This window comes from Pseudomonas sp. NFIX49, from assembly GCF_900115915.1.
GTDB lineage: Bacteria > Pseudomonadota > Gammaproteobacteria > Pseudomonadales > Pseudomonadaceae > Aquipseudomonas > Aquipseudomonas pharyngis.
Map to the genome: position 1 here is coordinate 221,063 of NZ_FOYE01000004.1, position 22,839 is coordinate 243,901.

Here is a 22,839-nt window from a genome sequence, read left to right on the forward strand (position 1 = left end):
TGGCTTGCAGCTTGCAGCTCTTTTGACGAAGGAAAAAGCATGCTGATTATTCCCGCTATCGATCTCAAAGACGGTGCCTGCGTACGTCTGCGCCAGGGCCGCATGGAAGATTCCACAGTGTTCTCCGATGACCCGGTGAGCATGGCTGCCAAGTGGGTGGAGGGCGGCTGCCGTCGTCTGCATCTGGTCGACCTGAACGGCGCTTTCGAAGGCCAGCCGGTCAACGGCGAAGTGGTGACCGCGATCGCCAAGCGCTACCCGACCCTGCCGATCCAGATCGGCGGCGGCATCCGTTCGCTGGAAACCATTGAGCACTACGTCAAGGCTGGCGTCAGCTACGTGATCATCGGCACCAAAGCGGTGAAGGATCCGGCGTTCGTCGCTGAAGCCTGCCGTGCGTTCCCGGGCAAGATCATCGTTGGTCTGGATGCCAAAGACGGTTTTGTCGCCACCGATGGCTGGGCTGAAATCAGCACCGTGCAGGTCATCGACCTGGCCAAACAGTTCGAAGCCGACGGCGTGTCCTCGATCGTTTATACCGACATCGCCAAAGACGGCATGATGCAGGGCTGCAACGTGCCGTTCACCGCTGCGCTGGCGGCTGCCACCAGGATCCCGGTGATCGCATCCGGCGGCATTCACAACCTCGGTGACATCAAGTCGCTGCTCGACGCCAAGGCTCCGGGCATCATCGGCGCCATCACCGGCCGGGCGATCTACGAAGGCACTCTCGATGTCGCCGAAGCGCAAGCTTTCTGCGATTCGTACCAAGGCTGAGGACTGACCATGGCGCTGGCCAAACGCATCATCCCTTGCCTGGACGTGGACAACGGCCGGGTCGTCAAAGGTGTGAAGTTCGAGAACATCCGTGACGCTGGCGACCCGGTGGAAATCGCCCGTCGCTACGACGAGCAGGGTGCCGACGAGATTACCTTTCTCGACATCACCGCCAGTGTCGATGGCCGTGACACCACGCTGCACACCGTCGAGCGCATGGCCAGCCAGGTGTTCATCCCGCTGACCGTCGGCGGTGGCGTACGTACCGTGCAGGACATCCGCAACCTGCTCAACGCCGGTGCGGACAAGGTGTCGATCAACACCGCTGCCGTGTTCAACCCGGAATTTGTCGGCGAAGCGGCGCAGCATTTCGGCTCGCAATGCATTGTCGTCGCCATCGATGCGAAGAAGGTTTCGGGCCCGGGCGAAACCCCGCGCTGGGAGATCTTCACCCACGGCGGCCGCAAGCCGACCGGCCTCGACGCGGTCGAGTGGGCGAAGAAAATGGAAGGCCTGGGTGCCGGTGAAATCCTCCTGACCAGCATGGATCAGGACGGCATGAAAAACGGCTTCGACCTCGGCGTGACCCGCGCCATCAGCGATGCGCTGGGGATTCCGGTGATCGCTTCCGGCGGCGTCGGCAACCTGCAGCATCTGGCTGACGGCATCCTTGAAGGCCACGCCAGCGCGGTGCTGGCGGCGAGTATTTTCCACTTCGGCGAATACACCGTTCAGGAAGCCAAGGCCTACATGGCCCATCGCGGCATCGTGATGCGCTAGCAAGCATCCCCTTTGGAGTAGTCGCTTCAAAGGGGATGCAGGTCTGGAGAGTTAAAGCGTGTCGAACTGGTCAACCCTTACCTCTGACCTGTCATCTGATCGGTCATACGCAACACTGCATAGAGTGGCAGGCAAATCCTTTTTGTGAAGATAGACTTCCATATACTCCGACTTTGGGCTGAATCCATCGGGGGCTTGACAGTCAATGCTGTCGGATGGACCGACTTTGTAGGAGTACATTTTGCTTGCCCCTTCCGAAGTCACCAAAATATAAGTGGGTCTTTTTTTCAGGTTGAGATCAGGAAGCGGAACGATTTCGTCCTCAATCAGAACGATAGGCAGCGACAAGGCATTTCGTAAGAGCCCTGGCGGTAACTCTGGCCTGGAAGAGTTTGTGCCAATGATGCAAAGGAAATAACGCCCGGTTCTGGAACCTATCTTGGTATTGATGATGGAGTTTTCGGAACTGATCGCGGCGGAGTAGTTCAAGGGGCTTTCGCATTTTTTTGCCACGCGGACTGTCTTGTGACGATAGAACGCTGTGTCGATAGAGAACCGGTAATCCCAAGTCGGTGCTATGGCAGCGCCGCTTTTCGACATCTTGATTTTCTTGTATTTGGCGGAGGTTCGCTTGTCTGTTTCTACATTGAATGTCGGATAGAGTTCGCAGTAATTTTCAAATAGAAAGCCAGATCGGAAGCAGCTTCTCAGGTGGGGTACAAAACTTCCGTAAAGATTACCTTCGATTGCAGAGTAACCTTTTTTCGTTGGTATACAGGGTTCATCCAGGTCGCAAGGGGATATAGGCGGATACTCATTACCTGTACCTACGACACCAATGACTTCATTGGTGTAGCGATCAAGCAGCGGTGCCCCTGAGACGCCTCCTTTAATACTCTTGCAGCGAGTCTTGAAGTTATTACGCCACACCCAATCTCCTTCAATGATGTCCGGAGCGGATTTAAGCGTACAAGCTGTCATTTCGAGCGTTCGATACTGTGGCGCTCCCACAACCAGAACCTCCGAATTCAGGGCTGGTGTGCCTGTGGCCAGTTTTAGAGGTTTTATACCATCTTCCATAAGTGTTTTCAGGCTGACGTCAAGTTGGACGATGGCGATGTCGACACCTTGCATGCTGCGCCATTTCACATTTTTCAGGTTGTAGGTTTTATGTTTTTCGACATCGTCAAAGTAGTTGAACGTCATGGTTCCTTGTAGGGGTTGGTTTTGCATGATTTGGCCGTTGGACAAGTTGATGCAATGGCCAGCAGTCAGAACATAAGCCGGAGGGCGCTGGACGCCTGTTGTTTCCAGCGTATCAAGCAAGGTAGCGGTGCAAGTGTAGCCGGTCGTCAGGCGACCGATACCCTGCCAGTGATCGCGTGAACCATCGCGGTTATCCAGGGTGATTGCAGGTAACAGGCGTTTAACGCCTTCGCCGTAGTCGTGATTGGTCGCCATGCAGGTGGCACAGAACAATCCTAATGTGGCGAACAACAGTAATTTGATTGAATACATCGTTAACGCTCTTGAGTTATCGGTTAAAACACCACGGTGGTGCTGGTAACGCCAATAAACCAGGGATCAAGAGCGGGGCGGTGTTAGTTATGTACTACCCAAGGCCTGGTTTTCCAGGTATGGAAGATCTTATCGGTATGAAGTCATAACGCCAGTAGACAGCATGGCGTACCCAAGGCACTCTTGGGCACGCCATGGATTTCGGTAGCCCGACATGATCAAACGCCTGCTTCTCGCCCTCGCCAGTGCCTCCGTGTTGTTGATCAACACCGGCCACGCCGAAGAAAGTCCCGACACCGATCTGGTGCTCCTCACCGAAAACTTCCCGCCGTACAACATGGCGAAGAACGGCAAGAATTTCGCCCAGGACGAAAACATCAACGGTATCGCCACGGATATCGTGCGCGAGATGTTCAAGCGTGCCGGCATCAGTTACAGCCTGACCCTGCGCTTCCCCTGGGAGCGGGTCTACAAGCTGGCGCTGGAAAACCCCGGCTACGGTGCGTTCGTCATGGCGCGGCTTCCGGATCGCGAAAAACTCTTCAAGTGGGTCGGCCCGATAGGCCCGGACGACTGGGTCATGCTGGCCAAGGCCGACAGCAAGATCACCCTCGAAACCCTCAACGACGCGCGCAAATACAAGATCGGCGCCTACAAGGGCGATGCGATTGCCGAGACCCTGACCAAGCAGGGGTTGAAGCCGGCAGTGGTGCTGCGTGATCAGGACAACGCCAGAAAACTGGTCAGCGGCCAGATCGACCTGTGGGCCACCGGCGACCCGGCCGGGCGCTATCTGGCGCGGCAGGATGGCGTGACCGGGCTGAAAACCGTACTGCGCTTCAACAGCGCCGAGTTGTATCTGGCACTGAACAAGGACGTACCGGACGAAGCCGTTGGCAAGCTTCAAACCGCGCTCGATCAGATGCGCAAGGAAGGCGTGGTCGACGAAATCATGGGGCGCTATCTGTAGTGGTCGACGAGCCCGGCGACGATTGCGCAACAACGTCGGCGCCGCTCGTGATGGCTTCCGTCGACGGGTTTGCCGCCATGACAGGCATCGGGGTTACTGTCTCGACGGTTTCTGGTGGGTATTCACTCATGACAAGACGGGTGTCATCGGTGTAACCAAGCGGGACGGTGACTTCAGTGCCATCCTCCCGTACCAGCTCGTAGTGGCTTTCCATCTGATACACCGCGACCGATTTGAGTTTTGCCGCCATGGCGATGACGACCCGAGAGCCTGATTCGCTCCACTCGCTGGAGGACGTTTCGGTGTGAGTGAAATCCCGCGGCAGGCACGCCGAGAACTTTGTTGCCCGGATATCACTGGGCATCGCAGCCGGCCAGGCCTTGGTGAATTCCACGGCGGTATGGCGATTGAATAGCCGCATGGCCGCTGCATTTTGCGCCCTTGGCGCTTTCCATTTGATCGACTGAGCCTGCTCCGTGGTATTTCGGCCGTACCCGACCAGCACATATTGGTCGGTTCTTTTCAGATCGTAGTAACGCGAGTGGAGAAATCCATCATTGGGTTGAGCGTGATCGCTGACTGCAAACCACGGCAGGCGGGCAGTCTGCGTGACCTTCGCCACTGCGCTTTCGGGATTGATGTGTGCAGTCAGTACCGGAGCTTCTGCAGGTGCGCTGACTTGAACCGGAATCGGTATCCGTAGTGCATACGCGAAAGGGCCGGTTGTCGGTTTGTTGTGGCTCGGGGCGCCAATAAAGGTACCGGGCGCAAAGCAGATTTCGCCCGCCGCGGCGGTCGGGGGATCAATGCTCCAGGCGCTGAAGTTCAGCTTTGCACCACTGCCTTTGTCATCCCAGAGCAGATCGCCGAGGTCGGCAGCAACGACCAGATCGGCCCTGACGCAACGGATGGCGTTGAGTGAGGGTTTGCCGTGATCGCTGGAGCAGGTCATACCCAGTGCGACATAGCCTTGCGGCGCAATCGGACGCCAGATCGAAGTGCGCATGGCAGCTCCCGATCCGGATTCTTTCCAGACAAGTTCGAAGTCGGTGGGTCGGCTGAGTGCTTTGCCCCTGGTGTTACCGTGGTCTTGTAACGTTGCCTCGCAGACCACTGCGGCGACAATTTCGCCGTTGATGGAGGTGTTGTTGGGGACGAGGATGTCTCCCAGCGGAAAGTATCCCGGCAGAAGATCGGGAGCCGGCGCAGGGCGCCAGAAGGTGGCGGGCCTGGCCCGTGTGCCGTTGCTGTTCCAGATACGGTTGAATTCGCTGGTGAAGTTGATCAGCAGGTTGTCGAGCCTGATCGGCTCCATTGGCCTGTCTCGCAATGAAGCACTGTCGTTGGTAGTCATAGTCAATCCTGATAATTGAATGGCAACTCGAAAGAGTTGCGACCTGTGGCAGGTCTGACTATCCGGAAAGAGGGCAGGCGCCAGGCGGTAACTATTTATGGGCGTGTGTCGGTTTGTTACCGATAAATCCCGTCTTTGCCATGCGCGGCCGTGGCGCGATTGCTGCGCACACTGATCATCTGCTTGATGTCGATCCACTCAATACCTTGGGCTTTCAACTTCGGCAGTTCCCGCTCCAGCACTGCCAGCGTCTGTGGATAAGGGTGCCCGATCATCACGGCCGAACCCTTTTTGTGCGCCAGACTGATCGCTGTCTGCAATTGAGTCAGGATCGCCGCTTCTGTGCGCTCGTCATCGAGAAACACATCCCGCGAAACACTCGCCAGATCGATCTTCTGCGCCTGCTGCGCAGCCACGGTCCGGGCGCTGGTGCGGCTGTCGACGAAGAACTTGTGGCGGCGCTGCAACTCCCCCATCAACCACGCCATGGCCACCGGCTGTGCGGTCATGCGACTGCCCATGTGGTTGTTGATGCCGGCGGTGTAGGGGACCATTTTGAACGCGGCATTCAGGCGTTTTTCGAGTTCTTCGATGGGCAGCTCGGGATGCCAGGCGAACGGGCCGGTGGCCGGGTCCATCGGCATGTGCAGGATCACGACCTTGCCGGCGCGATGGGCTTCGCGGGCGAATTCGGTGGCGTGCGGGGTGTCGGGCATGATCGCGGTGGTGACAGGCCCGGGCAGGGCCAGCACCCGGCGATCCCGGGGCAGGTTCTGCCCCAGGTCGTCGATGATCAGTGTCAGGTAGGCTTTTTGAGGTGTGGGTCTGGCAGGTTCTGCGTGAGCAGCACCCGCCAGACAGCACAGCAGGACGAAGAGGAAACGCAAAGACATCCTCAACGGCCGGACGTGATGCTCAGGCCTTTGAGCAGGCTCAGGGCCTGGGCCAACTGGTAATCGTCATCCTGCGGCATCGCCTTGGCCTTGCCGCCGGAGCCGGTCGGTTTGTCCGCGCCGCCATTGCCGTTGCCCAGGTGACCTTGCAGATCGGCTTCCTTGAAGTAGTCGCTGTCCGCCTCGTTGGTGATCTTGGCGCGGCGCACTTCGATGTCCGGGACGATGCCCTGGGCCTGGATCGAACGGCCGTTCGGTGTGAAGTACAGCGCCGTGGTGATCTTCAGCGCCCGGTCGTTGTTCAGCGGCAGCACGGTCTGCACCGAGCCCTTGCCGAAACTGGTGGTGCCCATGACCACGGCGCGTTTCTGGTCCTGCAGGGCGCCGGCGACGATTTCCGAGGCCGAAGCGCTGCCACCGTTGATCAGCACGACCATCGGCACCGCTTCGCTTTCGTCCTTGCCGGTGGCGGAGAAACGCAGCTCTGAGTTGGCGATCCGGCCCTTGGTGTAGACGATCAGGCCTTTGGTGATGAAGTGGTCGACCACTTCCACCGCTGCCTGCAGCACACCACCCGGGTTGTTGCGCAGGTCGAGGATGATGCCGTTGAGTTTCTTGCCGTTGTCCTTGCGCAGCTTGGCCAGGGCCTTGGAGACCTCTTCGCCGGTCTTGACCTGGAACTGGGTGATGCGGATCAGGCCATAACCCGATTCCAGCAGCTGTGCCTTGACGCTCTTCACCTGAATCACCGCGCGGGCCAGGGTCACGTCGAACGGCGTGCCGCCGTCGCGCACCAGGGTCAGGGTGATCTTCTGGCCGATCTTGCCGCGCATCTTGTCCACGGCTTCGGTCATGGTCTGGCCGCGGGTCGGTGCGCCGTTGATCTTGACGATGAAGTCGCCGGCCTGGATGCCGGCCTTCGACGCCGGAGTGTCGTCGATTGGCGACACGACCTTGATGAAGCCGTCTTCGGCGCCGACCTCGATGCCCAGACCACCGAACTCACCGCTGGTGCTTTCCTGCAACTCGGCGAAGTCTTCAGGGCCCAGGTAGGCGGAGTGCGGATCAAGGTTGCTGAGCATGCCCTTGATCGCGTTTTCCAGCAGGGTCTTGTCGTCCACCGGTTCGACATAGGCGGCCTTGATCCGGTCCATGACCTCGGCAAAGGTGCGCAGCTCTTCCAGCGGCAACGGCGCCTTGGAAGTCGCGGCAGTACCTGCCGGAGCGACGGCCGGAGCCGGTTGAGCGGCAAACGCCAGAGGCGCGCCGATCACCAGGGCGATCGTCAGGGCCAGCGAGGTAAGGCGGGACAAATGCAGCATGTCGAACGAACTCCTGAATTAGATGGCGTGCTTATCCTTGCGCACGGCACCATTGCGCCGGATCACTCGGGTGACCCTGCTGACGAATTGCGAAATACAGCGCTGGTGTGTCCTGGCCGCCACTGTTACCCACAGTGGAGATGGACTCACCGGCTTTTACCACGTCACCTGCCGACTTCAGTAGCGTCTGGTTGTGACCGTAAAGACTCAGAAAACCGTTGCCGTGGTCGAGGATCACCAGCAGCCCGGCACCGCGCAGCCAGTCGGCGAACACCACGCGCCCGCCGTGTACGGCATGCACCTGGCTGCCGGCGGAGGCGCTGATCATCACGCCGTCCCACTTGGTGCGGGCATCGTCGCCACGGGTTTCGCCGAAGCGTGCCAGCAGTCGACCATCAACCGGCCATGGAAGTTTTCCCCGACTTGATGCAAAAGGGCCACCGAAGGTCTCGCCGCCGCTGGATACCAGGGCGCCGGGTGTCGATTTGACCGGTTTGCGTGGGGCGTCGGAGTTTTCCGCCTCGGCCTCACGCAAGCGCTTTTTTTCGGCTTCCTGCTGGGCGATGAGCGCTTTCTGCCGCGCTTCTTCTGCCTCGCGAGCCTGGCGGGCCAGGGTTTCTTCAATGGTTTTAAGGACTTTAGACAGGTCTGCCTGATCCTGCTCGCGGGCGGCCAGTTTCTGGTCTCGGGCTTTCACGTCGTCATTGAGCTTGGCAAGGGCCTGCTGGCGCTCCTTGCGGACCTTGTCGAGCGCTTCGCGCCGAGTGTCGAGATCGCTTTGCTGCGCCAGCAACTGCGCCTGCTGCACGCCGATGTCCTTTTCGACATTGGCCAGTTGGCGCAAGGTTTCGTTGAAGCTCTTCAGCTGTTCCAGGCGAGCCTGGCTCAGGTAGTCGTAATAGGTGAGGGTGCGGGCGAATTTCTCGGGATTCTGCTGGTTGAGCAGCAGCTTGAGGTATTCCTGGCGACCGTTCTGGTAGGCGGCGCGGGCCTGGATGGCGATCAGTCGCTGCTGTTCAGTGCGCGCGCTCTGGAGTTTTTTTTTCTCCGCATCGAGCCGCTGCAGCTCGGACTCGCTCTTCTTGAGCTCTTTCTGCAGGGCTTCGACCTGCTTCTCGAGCTTGCCCATCTCGGTTTCGGTGCCCTTGAGCTCCTTTTGTACCCCGGATTTTTCCTCCTGGAGCTTGCCCAGCAGTTTTTTCAGCTCGGCAATGTCCTGGCGCGTGGCGTCCAGTTGCTGTTGGGTTTGCGCGCGCTCATCCGCGAAGGCCGGTTGGAGCAGGCATGTCAGAGCGAGGGCGATCAGGACGCGAAGCATAGAGGCGGGCGGCACCAGGGTAAGGGACGGCCTAGTATGCCCGCCCGACGCGGCAAAAAAAACGCCTCAAAGCCAACTGCTTTGAGGCGTTCGTCATAAAAAGCCGTTTCAGGCTGATTACAGGGCGTTTTTGATATCAGACCAGAATCGAAGTGCCAGTCATTTCCGCCGGTTTTTCCAGGCCCAACAGTTTCAGCATGGTTGGCGCCACGTCCGCCAGCACGCCGCCTTCGCGGACTTTCAGGTCACGCTTGCCGACATAGATGAACGGCACCGGTTCGGTGGTGTGCGCGGTATGCGCTTGCCCGGTGGATTCGTCGGCCATCTGCTCGACGTTGCCGTGGTCGGCGGTGATCAGCGCTTCGCCGCCGACTTTTTCCAGGGCTTCGACGATGCGGCCGACGCAGGTGTCCAGGCATTCCACGGCTTTCACTGCGGCTTCGAACACGCCGCTATGGCCGACCATGTCGCCGTTGGCGTAGTTGACCACGATCACGTCGTAGCGCTGGTTCTCGATGGCCTCGACGATGCGATCAGTGACTTCCGGAGCGCTCATTTCCGGCTGCAAGTCATACGTGGCGACTTTTGGCGACGGGATCAGGATGCGCTCTTCGCCCGGGAACGGTTCTTCGCGGCCGCCGGAGAAGAAGAAGGTCACGTGGGCGTACTTCTCGGTTTCGGCGATGCGCAGTTGGGTCTTGCCGTTTTTCGCCAGATAGTCGCCGAGCACGTTTTCCAGGCTGCCCGGGGCAAAGGCTGCGGGGGCCGGGATGCTGGCGGCGTACTGGGTCAGTCCCACGTACTGCACTTTTGGCTGGCGTGCGCGCTCGAATTCCTGGAAACCGTCTTCGACAAACACGCGGCTCAGCTCGCGGGCGCGGTCGGCGCGGAAGTTCATGAACACCACGGCATCGCCGTCTTCGACTTTCACCGGCTCACCGATGCTGGTGGCCTTGACGAATTCGTCGCTCTCGCCACGGGCGTAAGCGGCTTCCAGCCCTTCCTGGGCGGTGGCGGCGTTGAATTCGCCCTTGCCGTCAACGATCAGATTGTAGGCCTGGGCCACGCGATCCCAGCGGTTGTCGCGGTCCATGGCGTAGTAGCGGCCGATCAGGCTGGCGATGCGGCCCTTGCCGAGGGCCTGGAAGGTCGCATCGAGCAGTTCGATCGACGAGGCGGCGCTTTTCGGCGGCGTGTCACGGCCGTCGAGGAAGGCGTGCAGGTAGATCTTTTCGGCGCCGCGCTTGAAGGCCAGTTCGGCCATGGCGATCAGGTGATCCTGGTGGCTGTGAACGCCGCCATCCGACAGCAGGCCCATGAAGTGCACGGCCTTGCCGGCGGCCACGGCCTTGTCCACGGCGGCGCAGATGGTCGAGTTCTCGAAGAACTCGCCGTCGCGGATCGCTTTGGTCACACGGGTGAAGTCCTGATACACCACGCGGCCGGCGCCGAGGTTCATGTGGCCGACTTCAGAGTTGCCCATCTGGCCGTCCGGCAGACCGACGTCCATGCCGCTGCCCGAGATCAAGCCATTCGGCACGGTGGCCCACAGGCGATCCAGCACAGGCTTTTTGGCCGCATAGACGGCGTTGGATTCGGGGCTGTCGCTGTGACCGAAGCCGTCGAGAATCATCAGGACCAAAGGTTTAGGCGTGGTAGTCATGGAATCCACTCGTGGCTAATAAGAAGAGGGCGATGGAAAAGGGAGTTGGAGTTTAAAGCGAAGTTCCGGCGGCGTCACCGCCGGACGGGGTTTGGCCGACCATAGTGGCTGTGTATACTGGCCGACATTTTAACGCCCTGGAACCTCCTTCGATGGTTGCTCACCTGATTGAATTTGCCACTAACCACTACATTCTTGTCGGTATCTTCGTCGTACTGCTGGCTTTGCTGCTGGCGCATACGGTGCAGGGCGGCGGTAAAAGCCTGAGCACGGGCGAGCTGACCGCACTGGTCAACAAGGAAGCCGGCGTGGTGGTGGACATCCGTCCGAGCAAGGACTACGCCGCCGGTCACATCGTTGGCGCGGTGAACATTCCCCAGGACAAACTGGCCGCCCGCATCGGCGAGCTGGAAAAACACAAGGCCAAGACCATCATTCTGGTCGACGCGCTGGGCCAGACCGCCGGCACCCACGCCCGCGAGCTGATGAAGGCCGGCTTTACCGCTGCCAAGCTGTCCGGCGGGATTTCCAGCTGGAAAGGCGACAACCTGCCGTTGGTGAAGTGACATGAGCAACGTCATCGTCTACTCCAGCGATTACTGCCCTTACTGCTCGCGCGCCAAGTACCTGCTCGCGAACAAAGGCGTGGCCTTCGAAGAGATCAAGGTCGATGGCAAGCCGCAGGTGCGCGCCGCCATGGCCCAGAAGGCCGGACGCACGTCCGTGCCGCAAATCTGGATCGGCGATACCCACGTCGGCGGATGTGATGATTTGTATGCCCTGGAGCGCGCCGGCAAGCTCGACGCGCTGCTCAAGGCCTGACCTGCTGCACACTTAAAGAACCCTAAAAGACCCAAGATCAGAAAGGATCTGAGATGACTGACCAACAGAACACTGCAGCCAGCGAAGAAGAAACCGCACCGCAATTCTCCTTGCAGCGCATCTACGTACGCGACCTGTCCTTCGAAGCCCCGAAAAGCCCGGCGATCTTCCGCCAGCAGTGGGATCCGGCGGTCTCTCTGGATCTGAACACCCGCCAGAAAGCCCTGGAAGGTGATTTCTACGAAGTCGTGCTGACCCTGTCCGTCACCGTGAAAAACGGTGAAGAAGTGGCCTTCATCGCTGAAGTGCAACAGGCCGGTATCTTCCTGATCAAGAATCTGGACGCGGCTTCCATGAGCCACACCCTGGGTGCGTTCTGCCCGAACATCCTGTTCCCGTACGCGCGCGAAACCCTGGACAGCCTGGTGACCCGCGGTTCGTTCCCGGCCCTGATGCTGGCCCCGGTGAACTTCGACGCCCTGTACGCGCAAGAGCTGCAGCGCATGCAGGAATCCGGCGAAACTCCGACTGTTCAGTAAGCGGTCGATGCAACACCGAAAAAAGCGCCGTTACAGGCGCTTTTTTCTTGGCTGATCGTTCCCACGTCGAGGCGTCGAACCGTCCGCGTGGGAATGCCTCAAGGGACGCTCCGCGTCACGGGCTGCATTCCCACGCAGAGCGTGGGAACGATCAATCCAAGGGTGTTATTTGAAGTCGTTCTGCCGCCACGCTTCATAAACGGCCACTGCCACGGTATTGGACAGGTTCAGGCTGCGGCAGCCTTCGCGCATCGGCAGGCGCAAGCGCTGTTCGCCGGGCAGGGCGTCGAGCACTTCCGGCGGCAGGCCACGGCTTTCCGGGCCGAAGATGAACGCATCGCCGGGGACGAACGCGGCATCGTGAAACGGCCGCGAACCCTTGGTGGTGAAGGCGAACAGCCGTGGATGACCGAGGCTTTCGAGGCAACTGGCGAGGTCGGCATGGCGCTGCAAGGTGGCATACTCGTGGTAGTCGAGACCGGCGCGGCGCAAGCGCTTGTCGTCCATCTCGAAGCCCAGCGGTTCGATCAAATGCAGGTGGCAGCCGCTGTTGGCGCACAGCCTGATAACGTTGCCGGTGTTCGGCGGAATTTCCGGTTGAAAAAGGATGACGTGAAACATGCACGGCTCCGAAGGTAAAGATGACGCGCATTCTACGCCGCAAGCGGATCCGCGTTCGAAACTATTCCCACGGGTGATGGCCTCACTGGCGATCGTCGGTGTGATGGTCGGGATGATGATCGGCCGTTTGACCACGCCTGACCCAACCGTCGTGCAGCAGGTCGAGGTGATCGATGGCGGTCTGGCGGTGTGGTTCAACAACGAGCCGAAGCTGCATGGCGAGATCGTCGATGGCAGCGTTGCGCTGTTGTTCGAGGCCGAAGGCCAGGCGCAGAAAGGCCAGCTCAAGTTCAACGGCAAGGACGTGAACTGGCGGACGCGCTTGAGTGACGGTGGATTGTTGCTGACGCTGGTGGCGGCTCGGCCGCTGCAGGGCGACTGGGCCGGCCAGGCGGTCGATGACCGCTGGCGGCTGGAGATCCATCTCCGGGAGCAATAAAAGAGGGAATCCCCGGCCTGCCTGTACCAAGGTTCCCGAAACGGGCGGGCTCATCGCATCGCGTTCTGAGCCGGTGTAAAGAAGGAACCCCTGACCTGCCTGTATCAAGGGCCCCAAAAGGGTGGACTCGATGAGTCCGGTGTAAAGAGGGGAATCCCCGGCCTGCCTGTACCAAGGCCCCCGAAAGGGTGGGTGAATCGAATCACCTGATGGAGTTATTGCAGGGGGCGTGCCAGTTTTTCTCGTTTTGAAACAAAAAAGCCCGACACAATGACGAAGGCCCCGTAATACGGGGCCTTCGTCTTTTTACAGGTTGGGGTTTTCAGCGGTTTACAGTGCAAGCCTGGGCCAATGACCGTGCCCGATTAAGGGTCACGGTGCCTTGCGGCGGTGCAGGCTGGCGCTGAGTCTTAGCCTTCATCGCCCTCATCGTCATCCCCGCCATCGACCTTCATGCCGAGTTCCTTGATCTTGCGGGTCAGGGTGTTCCGGCCCCAGCCCAGCAGCACGGCCGCGTCGCGACGACGCCCGGCGGTGTGCTTCAGAGCCGTTTCGATCATGATTCGCTCGAACGCCGGCACCGCGCTGTCGAGCAGGCTCGACTGCCCGCGTGCCAGGGCCTGATCGGCCCATTGGCGCAGCGCCTGTTCCCAGTTGGTCACCGGCGCCGAGTCCTGCGGCAGGCTCAGCAGTTCCGGCGGCAGGTCGCTGATATGCACCTCGCGCCCGGACGCCATCACGGTGATCCAGCGGCAGGTGTTTTCCAGCTGGCGCACGTTGCCAGGCCACGGCAGGTTCTTCAGGTATTCCTCGGTCTCGCTTTTCAGCAGCTTCGGTTCCACCGCCAGTTCTTGCGCGGCGCGGCTGAGGAAGTGCTTGGCCAGGGTCGGGATGTCTTCGCGACGGTCCGACAGGCGCGGGATGTGGATGCGGATCACGTTGAGGCGGTGGAACAAGTCCTCACGGAATTTCCCGGCGTGAACCAGGGTTTCCAGATTCTGGTGGGTCGCGGCGATGATCCGCACATCGACCTTGACCGGCACATGCCCGCCGACGCGATAGAACTCGCCATCGGCCAGCACCCGCAGCAGTCGGGTCTGGGTGTCCGCCGGCATGTCGCCGATTTCATCGAGGAACAGCGTGCCGCCGTCGGCCTGTTCGAAACGGCCGCGACGCAGGTTGGCCGCACCGGTGAACGCGCCTTTTTCGTGGCCGAACAGTTCGGATTCCATCAGGTCTTTCGGGATCGCCGCCATGTTCAGCGCGATGAACGGCGAGGCCGCACGCGGGCTGTGGCGGTGCAGGGCGTGGGCCACCAGTTCTTTACCGGTGCCGGATTCACCGTTGATCAGCACGGTGATGTTGGAGTGGCTCAAGCGCCCGATGGCGCGAAACACCTCCTGCATCGCCGGCGCTTCGCCGATGATTTCCGGGGTGCGGGTCAGGGTCGGGGCGACTTCCAGGCCTTGCTGCTCCTGGGCGTGCTGATTGGCACGTTTGACCAGTGACACGGCTTCGTCGACATCGAACGGCTTGGGCAGGTATTCGAACGCGCCACCCTGATAGGAGGCGACAGCGCTGTCCAGATCGGAATGAGCGGTCATGATGATCACCGGCAGCCGCGGGTGCTGCTCGCGGATCCGTGCCAGCAGGTCCAGGCCACTGGCGCCGGGCATGCGGATGTCGGAGATGATCACGTCCGGCTGCTGGCGCGCGAGGCGGCTCATCACGCCATCGGCGCTGTCGAAGCTCTGGGTGGTCATGCCTTCCTGTTGCAGGGCTTTTTCCAGAACCCAACGGATAGAACGGTCGTCATCGACGATCCACACGGTTTCACTACGGCTCATGTCGATGTGGCTCCTTGTTCCAGTGGCAGAAAGATCGAGAACGTGGTGTGGCCTGGATGGCTGTCACACTCGATCAGGCCCTGGTGCTGGCTGATGATGTTCTGGGTGATGGCCAGGCCGAGCCCGGTACCGTCCGGACGGCCGCTGACCATGGGAAAGAAGATGGTTTCCTGCAGTTCCGCCGGAATGCCCGGACCGTTGTCGATGATCTCGATCTTGGTCACCAGGCGATGACGGACGTGGCCGATGGTGAACTGGCGCATGGCTCGGGTGCGCAGGCTGATGCGGCCCAGGCGCAGCTCGTTCTGGCTGCTGATGGCCTGCATCGCGTTGCGCACGATGTTCAGCACCGCCTGAATCATTTGTTCACGATCGATCAGGACATCGGGGATGCTCGGGTCGTAATCGCGCACCAGTGTGATGCAGCCCTGGCTTTCGGCCTCGACCAGTTGGCAGACGCGCTCCAGCACTTCGTGGACGTTGCACAAGGCCAGCGACGGCAGTTTGTTCGAACCGAGCATGCGGTCGACCAGATTGCGCAGGCGGTCGGCCTCTTCGATGATGACGTTGGTGTAATCGCGCAGGCTGTCTTCCGGCAGTTCCCGGGCCAGCAGTTGCGCGGCGCCACGAATGCCGCCGAGCGGGTTCTTGATCTCGTGGGCCAGGCCGCGCACCAGCATCTTGCTGGTTTCCTGTTTCGACAGTTGCGCCTCTTCCTTGGTGATGCGCAACAGGCGATCACGGGGATGCACTTCCAGCAAAAGCAGGGTCGCGCCGTTGCTGAGGATTGGCGTCACCGCGTAATCCACGGTCAGGGTCTGGCCGGTGAGGGCGGTGAGCATCGCTTCGCGCTTGGTGAACGGGTGCGCCTGCTCCACCGCTTGGCGCAACGAATTGAGCGCCTCGGTGGACTCGGTGAACAGCTCGCTGATGAACTGCCCATGGCTGCGCTGACCGCTGATGGCCAGCAGCATCTCCGCCGCCGGGTTCATGTACTCGAGGCGCAATTCGCTGTCGAGCAGGATGGTGGCGGTGGTCAGGTTGTCGAGTAGCAAGCGATGCAGTGCGTCACTGATGGTCATGAGGACCTCTTTTGGAGCATGGCGCGCGCAGGGATACAGCGCTGATGCGAGGAAAATGCAAAAACCAAACCAAGGCTCCGAAAAGAAGCGTTCAACCCCTGAAACGGGCGTTTGACGCTCGTTTGCGTGGCAGTCAAACCGCTCTGGCGGGTACTTTCGAACCAAAATGGGTTGGAATGTGAGTACGGTGCAGCGTATTGCACCAATATAGTGCGCAAAGCTGAACGACGTCAGAAGAAACGCAGGAAAGGATTTTTCGGTTCGGCGGGTTTGTCTTTCAGCGGGCATTCCGGGCGCACGCCATAGTCGGCGCTGACGCACGGTTTGACCTGACGCTTCTGTGCCAGGGAAATGCGCTGCATGTGGAACGGCTGGTTGGCGGTTTTCTCCACGGTCCGGCCTTGGGCGTCGAGGATTTCCACCGACAGGTTGTGGCTGCCACGATCGATGTTGCTCAGCGGGAACACCGGGCTCAGGCCGGGTTCGCCGACGGCCTGGCCATCCAGTAGCAGGCGATACAAATGACCTTTTTGCAGGCCCGGCTCGCTGGTGACGCTGACGATCAGCTCTCCGGCGCTGCTGCGAATGGTCGCGTCCGGCTCAGGGATCAGCACCCGCAGCATGTCGTAGTGGAACAGCGGCGGCTCTGCTGATTTGTTCGAAGGCGTGACCGGTGCAGCTGTCGGGTTCGAGGCCATGCGATTGCTGGTGGCCAGCGGTACACGCTTGGCGTTGCCCCGTGGTTGATCGGTGTAGACCCGATTGCCCTGTGCATCGACGTAAGTGAACACCTCGGCCGATGCGCCAGACGCGATCAGCGACAGGCACAAGGCAATCAATCCCCGTGTCATGGCTTGTGCACCCGCTGCACGGTGAACACCACCGCCGGACTCTGCTGAATGATCGCCTCGCCATTGATCACCTGCACCGCGAGCCGATGCTCGCCCCGGTCTACGTTCACCAGTTGCAGGATCGGTACATTGCTCGGCTGGCCATAAGGCGCATCATCCAGCAGCAGACGCAATTGATGCGGCGGTTGCAGGCGCGGCTTGATCAGCACGCTGACCGTGAACGTACCGTTGTTGGCGCGCAGGGCTTCTTCGGTAGGCAGGCCGGTCAGCTCCAGCGCTTCATAGGCATTGCGCGCTGGCGCTTGGCTAACCGTTTCTGACGATGGCGCGCTCGGTGCCTGAGGCTGGACGCTGTTTAGCGGCGGCAACTCCACCGGCTGCGCCTGCACGCCGTCCGGCGCGTGATCGCTGTACACGGTGTTGCCGCTGGCATCGGTGTACTTGTAGATCTGCGCGGCGGCGGGCAGGGCGATCAGCAGCAAAATACAGAGAAGGGTGCGACCCATGAAATCGACCGGAAACGAAAACGATGGGTTGCAGCATAGGCCAGTCGCGGCGGTTGGCCCAACCCCTGCACACATCCAGAGATTATTCGGTTGATCGTTCCCACGCTCTGCGTAGGAATGCAGCCCGTGACGCTCCGCGTCACCGGACGCGGAGCGTCCCTTGAGGCGTTCCCACGCAGAACGTGGGAACGATCAGAGGCGATAAATTGCGGGCACAAAAAAGGCCTCCCGAAGGAGGCCTCTTTCTGTCACGCCGCGTAGCGCGGCGCTACCGGATCAGCAGCTGTAGTACAGCTCATATTCCAGTGGGTGTACGAAGGTGCGGACCTTGATTTCTTCTTCGGATTTCAGCGCGATGTAAGCGTCGATGAAGTCGTCGGAGAACACGCCGCCCTTGGTCAGGAACGCACGGCCCTTGTCCAGCTCTTCCAGGGCTTCTTTCAGGCTGCCGCAAACTTGCGGGATCTCTTTCGCCTCTTCAGGCGGCAGGTCGTACAGGTTCTTGTCGGCAGCATCGCCTGGGTGGATCTTGTTCTGGATACCGTCCAGACCGGCCATCAGCAGCGCTGCGAAAGCCAGGTACGGGTTGGCAGCCGGATCCGGGAAGCGGGCTTCGATACGACGGCCTTTAGGGCTGTTGACGTAAGGAATACGGATCGAGGCAGAACGGTTGCGAGCCGAGTAGGCCAGCATCACTGGAGCTTCGAAGCCTGGCACCAGACGCTTGTAGGAGTTGGTGGCCGGGTTGGTGAAGCCGTTCAGGGCCTTACCGTGCTTGATGATGCCGCCGATGAAGTACAGGGCGGTGTCGGACAGGCCGGCATAACCTTCACCCGCGAAGGTGTTCTTGCCATCTTTGGAGATGGACATGTGAACGTGCATGCCCGAACCGTTGTCGCCGTACAGCGGCTTCGGCATGAAGGTCGCGGTGCGGCCGTAGGCGTCGGCAACGTTGTGTACAACGTATTTCAGGGTCTGGGTTTCGTCGGCTTTCTTCACCAGGGTGTTGAACTTGACGCCGATTTCGTTCTGGCCGGCAGTTGCCACTTCGTGGTGGTGAACTTCAACGGTCAGGCCCATTTCTTCCAGTGCGTTGCACATGGAGGTACGGATTTCGTGGTCGTGGTCGAACGGCGGAACCGGGAAGTAGCCGCCTTTCACGCCTGGACGGTGGCCTTTGTTGCCGCCTTCCACGTCCTGGTCGGACATCCACGAGCCTTGCTCGGAGTAGATCTTGAACATCGAACCGGAGATGTCGGACTTGAACTTCACTTCGTCGAAGATGAAGAACTCTGGCTCTGGACCGGCGAATACGGTGTCACCGATACCGGTGGTCTTCAGGTATTCCTCGGCGCGGCGGGCGATGGCGCGCGGGTCGCGATCGTAACCTTGCATGGTCGAAGGTTCGATGATGTCGCAGACCAGAATCAGGGTCGGCTCTTCGGTGAACGGGTCCAGAACGGCGGTTTCGTCGTCCGGCAGCAGGATCATGTCGGAGGCTTCGATGCCTTTCCAGCCAGCGATGGAGGAACCGTCGAACATCTTGCCAACTTCGAAGAAGTCGTCTTCCAGCGCATCGCGAGCCGGCATGGTCACGTGGTGCTGAGTGCCTTTGGTGTCCGTGAAGCGCAGATCAATCCACTTGACGTCATGATCTTTGATGAGTTGAACCGACTTCGACATAGTGTCCTCCGGGTGAATTAGGGCGGGTAGTGGATGCCCTTAATAGTGGTGATGCCGGCGCGAATACTCTGCCAAGGCAACCTGCCTCACAAGGGAGCAAATTGCATGCCAGTGCCCCAGCATGGGTTTTTTGCCCCAAATTCACGCTTCTGGAGGTCGAAAGCGCCTTAATGGCAGAAAACTCGCCCTTTAATGTAGCGCTTGAACTGAGAATTGACCCGTTTTGGTGCGTGCAAAACCTTCTGCACATTAACTGGTTAAACCTTGAGCAATTTCCGCTATAATCCGCGCCCCCCTTTTTCGGCTGGCCCTGCGCGCGCTGTTTTCATGAAACTAATCGTAAAAGTCTTCCCCGAGATCACCATCAAAAGCCGACCTGTCCGGACGAAATTCATCCGCCAGCTGGCCAAGAACATCCGCACCGTGCTCCGCGACCTGGACCCGGCCGTGGTGGTGAACGGTGTGTGGGACAACCTCGAGCTGGAAACCCGCGTCACCGACCCCAAGGCCCTGAAAGAGATGGGCGAGCGCCTGACCTGCATGCCGGGCATCGCGCACTTTCTGCAGATCGATGAGTACCCGCTGGGCGACTTCGACGACATCACCGAAAAGTGCAAGCAGCACTACGGCGATGCATTGGCCGGGAAGATCTTTTCGGTGCGCTGCAAGCGTGCGGGCAAGCATGCGTTCAGCTCGATGGACGTCGAAAAATATGTCGGCAGCAAGCTGCGCCGTGAGTGCGGCGCTGCCGGAATCGACCTGAAACAGCCGGAGATCGAAGTCCGCATCGAAGTTCGCGACAAACGGTTGTTCGTGATTCACAGCCAGCACAATGGCATCGGCGGCTACCCGCTCGGTGCGCTGGAGCAGACGCTGGTATTGATGTCCGGCGGTTTTGACTCGACGGTGGCCGCGTACCAGATCCTTCGTCGCGGCCTGATGACGCACTTCTGCTTCTTCAATCTGGGCGGTCGTGCTCACGAATTGGGCGTAATGGAAGTCGCGCATTTCATCTGGAAGAAGTACGGCAGCTCGCAACGCGTGCTATTTGTCAGTGTTCCATTCGAAGAAGTCCTGGGCGAAATTCTCGGCAAGGTCGACGACAGTCATATGGGCGTCGTATTGAAGCGTATGATGTTGCGCGCAGCGTCGAGCATTGCCGAACGCCTGCACATCGATGCGCTGGTCACCGGTGAAGCGATTTCCCAGGTGTCGAGCCAGACGCTGCCGAATCTGTCGGTCATCGATTGCGTCACCGACAAACTGGTCCTGCGGCCGCTGATCGTCGCCCACAAGCAGGACATCATCGACACGGCCGACCAGATCGGTACCGGTGATTTCGCCCGGCACATGCCGGAATACTGCGGCGTCATCTCGGTCAACCCGAAGACCGCCGCCAAGCGTGGCCGGGTCGAGCACGAAGAGCAGGAATTCGACATGGCGGTGCTTGAGCGTGCGCTCGCAAACGCCAGACTGGTGCCGATCGATCGGGTGATCGACGAATTGGGCCAGGATTTGCAGATCGAAGAAGTCAGCGAAGCGCTGGCCGGTCAGATCGTCATCGACATCCGCCACCCGGATGCCGCCGAGGATGACCCGCTGGAACTCGCCGGCATAGAGGTACAGACGATGCCGTTCTACGCAGTGAACGCTCGTTTCAAGGAACTGGACCCTACTCGCCAGTACCTGCTGTATTGCGACAAAGGCGTGATGAGTCGCCTGCATGCCCACCATTTGCTCAGTGAGGGGCATGCCAATGTGCGCGTTTATCGACCGAGCTAAGTGCCCGGGGCTGTTTGCCTGTGGCCTGCGTCACCGGCCCCCCGACACCGCCGTCAAGCTGTAACGGCCATGCCGGACACTACTGTCAATCGCTGCCAAGACTTGTCAGCAAACCGAATCCTCTGATCGAGATACACAAGTGATCGAAAATCTACGCAACATCGCCATCATTGCCCACGTTGACCATGGTAAGACCACCCTGGTAGACAAACTCCTGCGTCAATCCGGCACCCTGGAGCGCAACGAGCTCAACGACGAGCGCGTGATGGACTCCAACGACCAGGAAAAAGAGCGCGGCATTACCATTCTGGCGAAAAACACCGCCATCAACTGGAACGGCTACCACATCAACATCGTGGACACCCCGGGCCACGCCGACTTCGGCGGCGAAGTCGAGCGCGTTATGTCCATGGTTGACTCCGTGCTGCTGCTGGTCGACGCCCAGGACGGCCCTATGCCGCAAACCCGTTTCGTGACCAAGAAGGCTTTCGAAGCCGGCCTGCGTCCAATCGTGGTCATCAACAAGGTTGACCGTCCGGGCGCGCGTCCTGACTGGGTTCTGGACCAGATCTTCGATCTGTTCGACAACCTGGGCGCCACCGAAGAACAACTGGACTTCCAGGTTGTTTACGCTTCGGCCCTGAACGGCATCGCCGGTCTGGACCACACCGCCATGGGCGAAGACATGACCGCGCTGTACCAGGCGGTAGTCGACCACGTTCCGCCTCCGGCTGTTGACCGTGACGGTCCGTTCCAGATGCAGATCTCCGCGCTGGACTACAACAGCTTCCTGGGTGTTATCGGTGTTGGCCGTATCGCTCGTGGTCGCGTCAAGCCGAACACCCCGGTTGTCGCTATCAGCGCCGACGGCAAGCGCCGCAACGGTCGTATCCTGAAGCTGATGGGTCACCACGGTCTGCACCGCGTTGACGTTGAAGAAGCTGCAGCTGGCGACATCGTCTGCATCAGCGGTTTCGACGAGCTGTTCATCTCCGACACTCTGTGCGACATCAACAACGTCGAGGCGATGAAGCCTCTGACCGTTGACGAGCCAACCGTTTCCATGACCTTCCAGGTAAACGACTCGCCATTTTGCGGTAAAGAAGGCAAGTTCGTGACCTCCCGTAACATCAAGGATCGTCTGGACAAAGAGCTGCTGTACAACGTTGCACTGCGCGTTGAAGAAGGCGACTCGGCTGACAAGTTCAAGGTATCTGGCCGTGGTGAGCTGCACCTCTCGGTACTGATCGAAACCATGCGTCGCGAAGGCTTCGAGCTGGCCCTGGGCCGTCCTGAAGTGATCATCCGTGAAGTTGACGGCGTGAAGCAGGAACCGTTCGAAAACGTCACCATCGACATCCCTGAAGAATCCCAGGGCAAGGTCATGGAAGAGATGGGTCTGCGTAAAGGCGACCTGAGCAACATGGTGCCGGATGGCAAAGGCCGTGTTCGTCTGGAATACAACATCCCTGCTCGTGGTCTGATCGGTTTCCGTAACCAGTTCCTGACCCTGACCAACGGTGCTGGCATCCTGACCTCGATCTTCGACCGTTACGCTCCAGTGAAGTCGGGCCACATGTCCGGCCGTCAGAACGGCGTTCTGGTTTCGGTTGAAACCGGCAAGGCACTGACCTACTCCCTGGAAACCCTGCAGGCTCGTGGCAAGCTGTTCGTAGAACACGGCCAGGAGATCTACAACGGTCAGATCGTTGGTCAGAACTCCCGCGACAACGACCTGGGTGTGAACCCGACCAAAGGCAAGAAGCTCGACAACATGCGTGCTTCGGGTAAAGACGAAACCATCGCTCTGGTCCCACCTGTTCGCTTCACCCTGGAACAGGCTCTGGAATACATCCAGGAAGACGAGCTGTGCGAAGTCACTCCTAAGTCCATCCGTCTTCGCAAGAAGATCCTGGACGAAAGCGAGCGTACCCGCGCTGCCAAGAAAGCCAAGGCGTAAGATTTAGCCAAGGCTGAAAAAAACGCCCCCGGTCGAGAGATCGGGGGCGTTTTTGTTTGTCTGGCTTTCGAAAGTCTCGTTCCCACGTCGAGGCGTCGAACCGTCTGCGTGG

Annotated in this window: 21 protein-coding genes; 9 read left to right on the forward strand and 12 right to left on the reverse strand. The window is 59.8% G+C overall.

Annotated elements, in window-relative coordinates; translation table 11 throughout:
* Positions 1 to 39: 39 nt before the first annotated feature.
* On the forward strand, positions 40 to 777 hold the full coding sequence (gene hisA / locus BMZ46_RS12960; protein ID WP_056787231.1) for a 1-(5-phosphoribosyl)-5-[(5-phosphoribosylamino)methylideneamino]imidazole-4-carboxamide isomerase: 738 nt from the start codon (positions 40 to 42) through the stop codon (positions 775 to 777).
* Positions 778 to 786: 9 nt separating this feature from the next.
* Positions 787 to 1,557 carry an imidazole glycerol phosphate synthase subunit HisF gene (gene hisF / locus BMZ46_RS12965; RefSeq protein ID WP_007897430.1) on the forward strand — a complete coding sequence of 257 codons (771 nt, stop codon included), beginning with the start codon at positions 787 to 789 and terminating at the stop codon, positions 1,555 to 1,557.
* Positions 1,558 to 1,608: 51 nt separating this feature from the next.
* On the opposite strand, the gene BMZ46_RS12970 is transcribed toward hisF, so the two are convergent.
* The gene (locus BMZ46_RS12970) at positions 1,609 to 3,075 is read right to left on the reverse strand and encodes a trypsin-like serine peptidase (protein ID WP_074689508.1); all 1,467 of its coding nucleotides are present in this window, start codon (positions 3,073 to 3,075) and stop codon (positions 1,609 to 1,611) included.
* 214 nt (positions 3,076 to 3,289) lie between these two features.
* Here BMZ46_RS12970 and BMZ46_RS12975 point away from each other — a divergent pair, with 214 nt between their 5' ends.
* On the forward strand, positions 3,290 to 4,045 hold the full coding sequence (locus tag BMZ46_RS12975; protein ID WP_039764677.1) for a substrate-binding periplasmic protein: 756 nt from the start codon (positions 3,290 to 3,292) through the stop codon (positions 4,043 to 4,045).
* Here BMZ46_RS12975 and BMZ46_RS12980 read toward each other — a convergent pair.
* The 5 genes from BMZ46_RS12980 to gpmI form a co-directional block, all read right to left on the reverse strand.
* Positions 4,026 to 5,399, reverse strand: a complete 1,374-nt coding sequence (locus BMZ46_RS12980; RefSeq protein WP_039764679.1) for a Vps62-related protein — start codon at positions 5,397 to 5,399, stop codon at positions 4,026 to 4,028. The genes BMZ46_RS12975 and BMZ46_RS12980 overlap by 20 nt on opposite strands.
* 116 nt (positions 5,400 to 5,515) lie before the next feature.
* Positions 5,516 to 6,292, reverse strand: coding sequence for a divergent polysaccharide deacetylase family protein (locus BMZ46_RS12985; protein WP_074689510.1), 777 nt, complete (start codon positions 6,290 to 6,292; stop codon positions 5,516 to 5,518).
* Between the two features lie 2 nt (positions 6,293 to 6,294).
* Positions 6,295 to 7,614, reverse strand: coding sequence for a S41 family peptidase (locus BMZ46_RS12990; RefSeq protein WP_011332024.1), 1,320 nt, complete (start codon positions 7,612 to 7,614; stop codon positions 6,295 to 6,297).
* 31 nt (positions 7,615 to 7,645) lie between these two features.
* Positions 7,646 to 8,932, reverse strand: coding sequence for a murein hydrolase activator EnvC family protein (locus BMZ46_RS12995; protein ID WP_074689512.1), 1,287 nt, complete (start codon positions 8,930 to 8,932; stop codon positions 7,646 to 7,648).
* Positions 8,933 to 9,068: 136 nt separating this feature from the next.
* Positions 9,069 to 10,595, reverse strand: a complete 1,527-nt coding sequence (gene gpmI / locus BMZ46_RS13000; RefSeq protein ID WP_074689514.1) for a 2,3-bisphosphoglycerate-independent phosphoglycerate mutase — start codon at positions 10,593 to 10,595, stop codon at positions 9,069 to 9,071.
* 152 nt (positions 10,596 to 10,747) lie between these two features.
* Between gpmI and BMZ46_RS13005 the strand changes: the two genes are divergently transcribed.
* The 3 genes from BMZ46_RS13005 to secB are packed head-to-tail and all read left to right on the forward strand — an operon-like array spanning position 10,748 to position 11,956.
* Positions 10,748 to 11,161, forward strand: a complete 414-nt coding sequence (locus BMZ46_RS13005) for a rhodanese-like domain-containing protein (protein WP_007952524.1) — start codon at positions 10,748 to 10,750, stop codon at positions 11,159 to 11,161.
* 1 nt (position 11,162) lies between these two features.
* Entirely contained in the window at positions 11,163 to 11,417 is a 255-nt protein-coding gene (grxC, locus tag BMZ46_RS13010) for a glutaredoxin 3 (RefSeq protein WP_039764687.1), read from the forward strand.
* Between the two features lie 53 nt (positions 11,418 to 11,470).
* Entirely contained in the window at positions 11,471 to 11,956 is a 486-nt protein-coding gene (gene secB / locus BMZ46_RS13015) for a protein-export chaperone SecB (RefSeq protein WP_039764689.1), read from the forward strand.
* Positions 11,957 to 12,121: 165 nt separating this feature from the next.
* Here the strand turns inward: secB and BMZ46_RS13020 are convergent, their stop codons facing one another.
* The gene (locus tag BMZ46_RS13020; protein ID WP_007952520.1) at positions 12,122 to 12,577 is read right to left on the reverse strand and encodes a tRNA (cytidine(34)-2'-O)-methyltransferase; all 456 of its coding nucleotides are present in this window, start codon (positions 12,575 to 12,577) and stop codon (positions 12,122 to 12,124) included.
* Between BMZ46_RS13020 and BMZ46_RS13025 the strand changes: the two genes are divergently transcribed.
* Positions 12,576 to 13,016, forward strand: coding sequence for a hypothetical protein (locus BMZ46_RS13025; protein WP_074689516.1), 441 nt, complete (start codon positions 12,576 to 12,578; stop codon positions 13,014 to 13,016). The genes BMZ46_RS13020 and BMZ46_RS13025 overlap by 2 nt on opposite strands.
* A gap of 410 nt (positions 13,017 to 13,426) precedes the next feature.
* Here BMZ46_RS13025 and ntrC read toward each other — a convergent pair whose 3' ends face one another.
* The 5 genes from ntrC to glnA form a co-directional block, all read right to left on the reverse strand.
* The gene (ntrC, locus tag BMZ46_RS13030) at positions 13,427 to 14,863 is read right to left on the reverse strand and encodes a nitrogen regulation protein NR(I) (protein WP_007952518.1); all 1,437 of its coding nucleotides are present in this window, start codon (positions 14,861 to 14,863) and stop codon (positions 13,427 to 13,429) included.
* Positions 14,860 to 15,945, reverse strand: a complete 1,086-nt coding sequence (gene glnL, locus BMZ46_RS13035) for a nitrogen regulation protein NR(II) (RefSeq protein ID WP_007952516.1) — start codon at positions 15,943 to 15,945, stop codon at positions 14,860 to 14,862. The genes ntrC and glnL overlap by 4 nt, the downstream gene beginning before the upstream one ends.
* 230 nt (positions 15,946 to 16,175) lie before the next feature.
* Positions 16,176 to 16,796, reverse strand: coding sequence for a DUF4124 domain-containing protein (locus tag BMZ46_RS13040; RefSeq protein ID WP_039764693.1), 621 nt, complete (start codon positions 16,794 to 16,796; stop codon positions 16,176 to 16,178).
* Entirely contained in the window at positions 16,793 to 17,302 is a 510-nt protein-coding gene (locus tag BMZ46_RS13045; protein ID WP_074689518.1) for a DUF4124 domain-containing protein, read from the reverse strand. The genes BMZ46_RS13040 and BMZ46_RS13045 overlap by 4 nt, the downstream gene beginning before the upstream one ends.
* 276 nt (positions 17,303 to 17,578) lie before the next feature.
* Positions 17,579 to 18,985 carry a glutamate--ammonia ligase gene (glnA, locus tag BMZ46_RS13055; RefSeq protein WP_011332032.1) on the reverse strand — a complete coding sequence of 469 codons (1,407 nt, stop codon included), beginning with the start codon at positions 18,983 to 18,985 and terminating at the stop codon, positions 17,579 to 17,581.
* A gap of 327 nt (positions 18,986 to 19,312) precedes the next feature.
* Between glnA and thiI the strand changes: the two genes are divergently transcribed.
* Together thiI and typA are read left to right on the forward strand one after the other, a co-directional pair.
* Entirely contained in the window at positions 19,313 to 20,767 is a 1,455-nt protein-coding gene (gene thiI / locus BMZ46_RS13065; RefSeq protein WP_011332034.1) for a tRNA uracil 4-sulfurtransferase ThiI, read from the forward strand.
* Between the two features lie 139 nt (positions 20,768 to 20,906).
* Positions 20,907 to 22,727, forward strand: coding sequence for a translational GTPase TypA (typA, locus tag BMZ46_RS13070; RefSeq protein ID WP_007952502.1), 1,821 nt, complete (start codon positions 20,907 to 20,909; stop codon positions 22,725 to 22,727).
* The last annotated feature ends 112 nt before the right edge of the window (positions 22,728 to 22,839 follow it).

Bases quoted from the DNA above. Each gene is read 5' to 3' on its own strand.
- BMZ46_RS12985 (WP_074689510.1), bottom strand. From the start codon at position 6,292: ATGTCTTTGCGTTTCCTCTTCGTCCTGCTGTGCTGTCTGGCGGGTGCT.
- glnA (WP_011332032.1), bottom strand. From the start codon at position 18,985: ATGTCGAAGTCGGTTCAACTCATCAAAGATCATGACGTCAAGTGGATT.
- BMZ46_RS13045 (WP_074689518.1), bottom strand. From the start codon at position 17,302: ATGGGTCGCACCCTTCTCTGTATTTTGCTGCTGATCGCCCTGCCCGCC.
- thiI (WP_011332034.1), top strand. From the start codon at position 19,313: ATGAAACTAATCGTAAAAGTCTTCCCCGAGATCACCATCAAAAGCCGA.
- BMZ46_RS12975 (WP_039764677.1), top strand. From the start codon at position 3,290: ATGATCAAACGCCTGCTTCTCGCCCTCGCCAGTGCCTCCGTGTTGTTG.
- BMZ46_RS12995 (WP_074689512.1), bottom strand. From the start codon at position 8,932: ATGCTTCGCGTCCTGATCGCCCTCGCTCTGACATGCCTGCTCCAACCG.
- BMZ46_RS12970 (WP_074689508.1), bottom strand. From the start codon at position 3,075: ATGTATTCAATCAAATTACTGTTGTTCGCCACATTAGGATTGTTCTGT.
- BMZ46_RS13005 (WP_007952524.1), top strand. From the start codon at position 10,748: ATGGTTGCTCACCTGATTGAATTTGCCACTAACCACTACATTCTTGTC.
- hisA (WP_056787231.1), top strand. From the start codon at position 40: ATGCTGATTATTCCCGCTATCGATCTCAAAGACGGTGCCTGCGTACGT.
- BMZ46_RS13040 (WP_039764693.1), bottom strand. From the start codon at position 16,796: ATGACACGGGGATTGATTGCCTTGTGCCTGTCGCTGATCGCGTCTGGC.
- BMZ46_RS13020 (WP_007952520.1), bottom strand. From the start codon at position 12,577: ATGTTTCACGTCATCCTTTTTCAACCGGAAATTCCGCCGAACACCGGC.
- gpmI (WP_074689514.1), bottom strand. From the start codon at position 10,595: ATGACTACCACGCCTAAACCTTTGGTCCTGATGATTCTCGACGGCTTC.
- BMZ46_RS12990 (WP_011332024.1), bottom strand. From the start codon at position 7,614: ATGCTGCATTTGTCCCGCCTTACCTCGCTGGCCCTGACGATCGCCCTG.
- BMZ46_RS13025 (WP_074689516.1), top strand. From the start codon at position 12,576: ATGCACGGCTCCGAAGGTAAAGATGACGCGCATTCTACGCCGCAAGCG.
- ntrC (WP_007952518.1), bottom strand. From the start codon at position 14,863: ATGAGCCGTAGTGAAACCGTGTGGATCGTCGATGACGACCGTTCTATC.
- hisF (WP_007897430.1), top strand. From the start codon at position 787: ATGGCGCTGGCCAAACGCATCATCCCTTGCCTGGACGTGGACAACGGC.
- grxC (WP_039764687.1), top strand. From the start codon at position 11,163: ATGAGCAACGTCATCGTCTACTCCAGCGATTACTGCCCTTACTGCTCG.
- secB (WP_039764689.1), top strand. From the start codon at position 11,471: ATGACTGACCAACAGAACACTGCAGCCAGCGAAGAAGAAACCGCACCG.
- glnL (WP_007952516.1), bottom strand. From the start codon at position 15,945: ATGACCATCAGTGACGCACTGCATCGCTTGCTACTCGACAACCTGACC.
- BMZ46_RS12980 (WP_039764679.1), bottom strand. From the start codon at position 5,399: ATGACTACCAACGACAGTGCTTCATTGCGAGACAGGCCAATGGAGCCG.